This window comes from Mesorhizobium sp. M4A.F.Ca.ET.022.05.2.1, assembly GCF_003998845.1.
In the GTDB taxonomy this organism is placed as follows: domain Bacteria; phylum Pseudomonadota; class Alphaproteobacteria; order Rhizobiales; family Rhizobiaceae; genus Mesorhizobium.
On the sequence record NZ_RZOJ01000462.1, the window covers coordinates 1 to 4,606 of the forward strand.

At 63.2% G+C, this 4,606-nt stretch carries 7 protein-coding genes; 1 reads left to right on the top strand and 6 read right to left on the bottom strand.

The features are described 5' to 3' along the window. The 6 genes from EN745_RS30500 to EN745_RS30525 form a co-directional block, all read right to left on the bottom strand. On the bottom strand, positions 1-193 hold a 193-nt coding region (locus tag EN745_RS30500), incomplete at its 3' end, for a MerR family transcriptional regulator (protein ID WP_145992220.1). A 131-nt stretch (positions 194-324) separates the two neighbouring features. Beyond that, the gene (locus EN745_RS30505) at positions 325-648 is read right to left on the bottom strand and encodes an integration host factor subunit alpha (protein ID WP_006201891.1); all 324 of its coding nucleotides are present in this window, start codon (positions 646-648) and stop codon (positions 325-327) included. 102 nt (positions 649-750) lie between these two features. Further along, entirely contained in the window at positions 751-1,722 is a 972-nt protein-coding gene (locus EN745_RS30510; protein ID WP_127422963.1) for a beta-ketoacyl-ACP synthase III, read from the bottom strand. Between the two features lie 9 nt (positions 1,723-1,731). Continuing rightward, positions 1,732-2,802 (bottom strand): phosphate acyltransferase PlsX, encoded by a 1,071-nt coding sequence (plsX, locus tag EN745_RS30515; protein ID WP_127422964.1) that lies wholly within the window; start codon positions 2,800-2,802, stop codon positions 1,732-1,734. Positions 2,803-2,927: 125 nt separating this feature from the next. Further along, positions 2,928-3,476, bottom strand: a complete 549-nt coding sequence (locus EN745_RS30520; RefSeq protein ID WP_127422965.1) for a DUF177 domain-containing protein — start codon at positions 3,474-3,476, stop codon at positions 2,928-2,930. Between the two features lie 10 nt (positions 3,477-3,486). Continuing rightward, a complete protein-coding gene (locus EN745_RS30525) occupies positions 3,487-4,023 on the bottom strand; it encodes a ubiquinol-cytochrome C chaperone family protein (RefSeq protein WP_127422966.1) in 537 nt (178 codons plus the stop codon). Positions 4,024-4,139: 116 nt separating this feature from the next. Between EN745_RS30525 and EN745_RS30530 the strand changes: the two genes are divergently transcribed. Continuing rightward, a partial coding sequence (locus tag EN745_RS30530) for an outer membrane protein assembly factor BamE (protein ID WP_145992222.1) occupies positions 4,140-4,606 on the top strand: 467 nt, incomplete at its 3' end.

Sequence of the window (4,606 nt, forward strand, 5' to 3'; positions counted from 1 at the left end):
GGTCGTAGAGCATATGGCGGATGCCCTTGATCAGCTCGACATCCTGCGGCCGGTAGTAGCGGCGGCCGCCGCCACGCTTCATCGGCTTGATCTGGTTGAAACGCGTTTCCCAAAAGCGCAGCACATGCTGCGGCAGATCGAGATCTTCCGCGACCTCGCTGATGGTGCGGAAAGCATCGGGGCTCTTGTCCATGGGCGAATCCTCCGCTGGACGGCGATCGGACCGATTGGTCCCGAATCGGGCCTTATTTCAGCGGTTTATGAAACAATATTCAAGCCCGGCGTCAAAGCGCGCGGGCGTTATCAACCGGGCATTTGCGGCGGCTACTTGCCGCCCTTGGCCTTGCTGTTCTGGTGCGAGCGCAGGATGCGGCTCTTCAGCACGTTCGACGACTTGAAGGTCATCACCCGGCGCGGCAGGATCGGCACTTCCTCGCCGGTCTTGGGATTGCGGCCGATGCGCTCGTTCTTGGAGCGGACATGGAAGGTCGCGAAGGACGACAGCTTGACCGTCTCACCACGCACGATGGCCTCGCAAATTTCGTCCAGCACCGCTTCGACGAGCTCGGCCGATTCAGTTCTCGACAAGCCAACCTTGCGGTAAACGGCTTCGGCAAGGTCGGCGCGCGTAAGTGTCTTTCCCCCCATGCGACCGTCCCATCAGCTCAAAAACATAAATCGGTACAAGCAACGGCAGAGCCTAAGTAATTGATCCGTCAAGGTCAAGGACCGAACCCTTCAGTTCGGCACTTACCAGCGGACCAAAACCGCGCCCCAGGTGAAGCCTCCGCCCATCGCCTCGAGCAGCACCAGGTCGCCCTTCTTGATGCGACCATCGGCGACGGCCACCGAGAGCGCCAGCGGCACGGAAGCAGCCGACGTGTTACCGTGCAAATCGACCGTGACCACCACTTTTTGCTCGGCAATCCCGAGCTTCTTGGCGGAAGCGTCAATAATCCGTTTATTGGCCTGATGCGGCACGAACCAGTCGAGGTCCTCGGCAGTGATGCCGGCCTGAGAGAATGTCGCCTCGATGACGTCGGTGATCATGCCGACGGCATGCTTGAACACCTCGCGGCCTTCCATCCTGAGATGGCCGACGGTCCCGGTGGTCGATGGCCCGCCATCGACGAACAGCTTGTCCTTGTGGACGCCGTCGGAGCGCAGGCTCGCCGCCAGCACGCCATGGTCGGCGATGCCGCCGGTCCCCTCGCCCGCTTCCAGCACCAGAGCGCCTGCGCCGTCGCCGAACAGGACACAGGTCGAGCGGTCGCTCCAATCGAGGATGCGCGAGAAAGTCTCCGAGCCGATCACCAGCACGCGCCTGGCCAGGCCGCCGCGTATATAGAGGTCGGCCGTTGCCACCGCGTAGACAAAGCCGGAGCACACCGCCTGCAAGTCGAAGGCAAAGCCGTGATGCATGCCGAGCCGGTTCTGGATCTCGACGGCGGTCGCGGGGAAGGTGTTGTTGGGCGTCGAGGTCGCCAGCACGATCAGGTCGATGTCGGCGGGTGTCAGGCCGGCACTGTCAAGCGCGGCGCGCGCCGCCGCCTCGCCCAGCGAGGCGGTCGTCTCGTCGTCGGCCGCGACATGGCGCTGGCGAATGCCGGTGCGCTGGACGATCCACTCGTCGGAGGTCTCGACCATGCCTTCGAAATCGGCATTCTTCATGATGCGGCGGGGCAGCGCGGCGCCCGAGCCGCGCACGACTGATCTGATCAAAGCTCTTTCCTATTCCTTTGCGTCGACAACGACGTCGGATTTCCTGATTGCCTGGGCATGCGGATTGCGCGCATGGAACAGATCGAGATCGGCCTCGATGCGGTCAAGCAGATTATTGCGGACCATGTCGTAGCCAAGCTCGATCGCCGCCGCGAAGCCGTCCGAATCGGCGCCACCATGGCTTTTCACCACGATGCCGTTGAGGCCGAGGAAGACACCGCCATTGGAGCGCCCGACATCCATCTTCTCGCGCAGCCGGTCAAAGGCCCCCTTGGCGAAAACATAGCCGATCCTGGCCATCAGCGTGCGGCTCATGGCGGCGCGCAGGTAGCCGCCGATCTGTCTTGCGGTGCCCTCGGCGGTCTTGAGCGCGATGTTGCCGGCAAAGCCCTCGGTGACGACGACGTCGACCGTGCCCCTGCCGATGTCGTCGCCCTCGACGAAGCCGCGATAGTTCATCGAGGCCATGTTGGCCTCGCGCAGCATGCGCCCGGCCTCCTTGACCTCTTCCTGGCCCTTGATCTCCTCGACGCCGACATTGAGCAGACCGACGCTCGGGCGCTCGATGCCGAACACCGAACGCGCCATGCCGGTGCCCAGGATGGCGAAATCAATGAGTTGGTGCGCATCCGCGCCGATGGTGGCGCCTACGTCCAGCACCACGCTTTCGCCGCGCGTCGTCGGCCAGATCGCCGCGATCGCCGGACGGTCGATGGTGGCCATAGTGCGCAGGCAGAATTTCGACATCGCCATCAGCGCGCCGGTGTTTCCGGCCGAAATGCAGGCCTGTGCGGTGCCGGACTTCACCGCTTCGACCGCCTTCCACATCGACGACTTCCAGCGGCCATGGCGCAGCGCCTGGCTCGGCTTATCGTCCATGCGGACAGCGATCTCGCAATGCACGAATTCGCTCACCTCGGCGAGCTTCGGAAACTTGGCAAGCTCGGGGCGCACAGCCTCCTCGCGGCCGTAGATGATGAAGCGGATATCGGGACGGCGAATGGCGACCGTCATGAGCGCCGGGATGACCACGCCTGGCCCGTGATCGCCGCCCATGGCATCGATGGAAATCCTGATCACGCGGTATTCATCTCACGGTTTGCCTGACCGGCGGAGTTGGTCAGGTTCGGGGGCTCGCGAAGGTTCGGCGAAAATAACGGTTTTGGGCTGCCGCACAACCAGCTTTTCTAATATCGGGTCCGGTTTCAGGATTTTCCAAGCAGGGACCGGAGCTTTTGCTGGAATTCGCTTTCCTCGGTCTCGCCGTCGCCCGAGACCGCCAGCGACGCTCCGGCCTTGCGCGGATACGGATCGATCGCCAGGCCAAAAAACTGCTCGGCAAGCGCGCCGACATCGATGGTGTCGCCGGAAAACGTCTCCGGGCTATCGGGTCCGTCGGCGTCGAGCACGATCTCGCCGCCACCTTCGAAACCCTGCCGCCCGAGCTTGGACTGTTCCGGCAGGAACAGCGCCTCGACCGGCTCGTCAATGTGCGCTGCGACCGGGTCCAGGCTAACGATGCAGGCCTGCGTGATGTCGGCCTCGACACGGCCGCTGACCTTGACGCCATTGCGCTTCCACTGCGTCACCAGAAGCTCGGCGTGATACCGCTCGACCGAAAGCAGTTCGTGCTCGGTGGCGAGCGCAGTGCGCTGCCGTTCGTCGGCCTCGATCGTCACTGGCAGCCCCTTTTGCGGCAGGCGGGCGACATTGGCGACGAAGGATACCGGGCTTTGCGGGTCGACATATTTCATCTTCGCCTCCTCAGCCGGCCGCCGGAAACGTCACCACGCCGGATGCGATCGATTCGGCCGGCTGGGCGGCAAGATGGCGGGCGGCACCCGCGACATAGGCGGCCAGCAGCGGCGCCTGCGGCCAGTCGGCGGCCTCGGGCAGGATATTGCGGGCAAGGGCGGCGGCGAGCGCGTCGCGGTCGTCGCGATCCAGCGCATCGTCATAAGCGGCTGTGCGGCCATAGAACATCTTGGCCAGCTTTTTCATGCGCTTCGGCACGCCAACGTCACTGATGCCCAGTTCCCGCAACGAATGTTCGACATCCAGGAAGAACTCGTCGATCAGCACCTGAGCGACCTCCGTCGCGGCCCCGTTTTCGCCGCGCAGCCGGTGCTGGAACAGGAACATGTGCAGCGACAGCATCTCGAAACGACCCAGCGGCGTATCCGGTACATTCCAGTCGGAATAAAACACGGTTTGCCGCGCCGCCGCCACGATTTGTGCGTAAAGCGCCTCGGTGATAGCGCGGTTGGCATGGCGTTCGCGGCCAAAAAGGCGTTGGAACATTGAGGGTGGTCTCCCGGGGACCTTTTGTTGAATTGGCCTTGTTGCATCGGCAGGCAAGCTGGTTTACCGGTTTTGCCGCCCAGCGCAAGTTGCGGGGATGTGATGGAGAATTGTTGTTGGGTGCGCTGAAATTCAAGTCGCTTTTTACGCCTGTTTCGGCGGGCGTGGCCTCTCTGCTGGTGGCGGTATCTGCGCTTTCGGCCTGCAATTCGTCCAAGATGATGGGTGACCTCAACCCGAGCGAGACGCTGACGCAGGGTTACGTCATCGACCAGCAGGCGATCGACTCGGTGCCGGTCGGGTCGAGCCGCGAGCAGGTTCTGCTGGCGCTTGGTACCCCGTCGACGACGGCGACCTTCGACAACGAGGCCTTCTACTACATCTCGCAGACGCGCAAGCGCTATGTCGCCTTCGACAAGCCGCATCTGGTCGACCAGAAAGTGCTGGCGGTCTATTTCGGCGCCGACGGCCGCGTCACCCAGATCGCCAATTACGGGTTGAAGGACGGCAAGATCTTCGACTTCATCTCGCGCACCACGCCGACCGGCGGCAAGGACCAGAACTTCCTCAGCCAGATCATCAA

Excerpts from the sequence above, each read along its gene's own strand:
- EN745_RS30505 (WP_006201891.1), bottom strand. The coding sequence starts at position 648 with ATGGGGGGAAAGACACTTACGCGCGCCGACCTTGCCGAAGCCGTTTAC.
- EN745_RS30520 (WP_127422965.1), bottom strand. The coding sequence starts at position 3,476 with ATGAAATATGTCGACCCGCAAAGCCCGGTATCCTTCGTCGCCAATGTC.
- EN745_RS30525 (WP_127422966.1), bottom strand. The coding sequence starts at position 4,023 with ATGTTCCAACGCCTTTTTGGCCGCGAACGCCATGCCAACCGCGCTATC.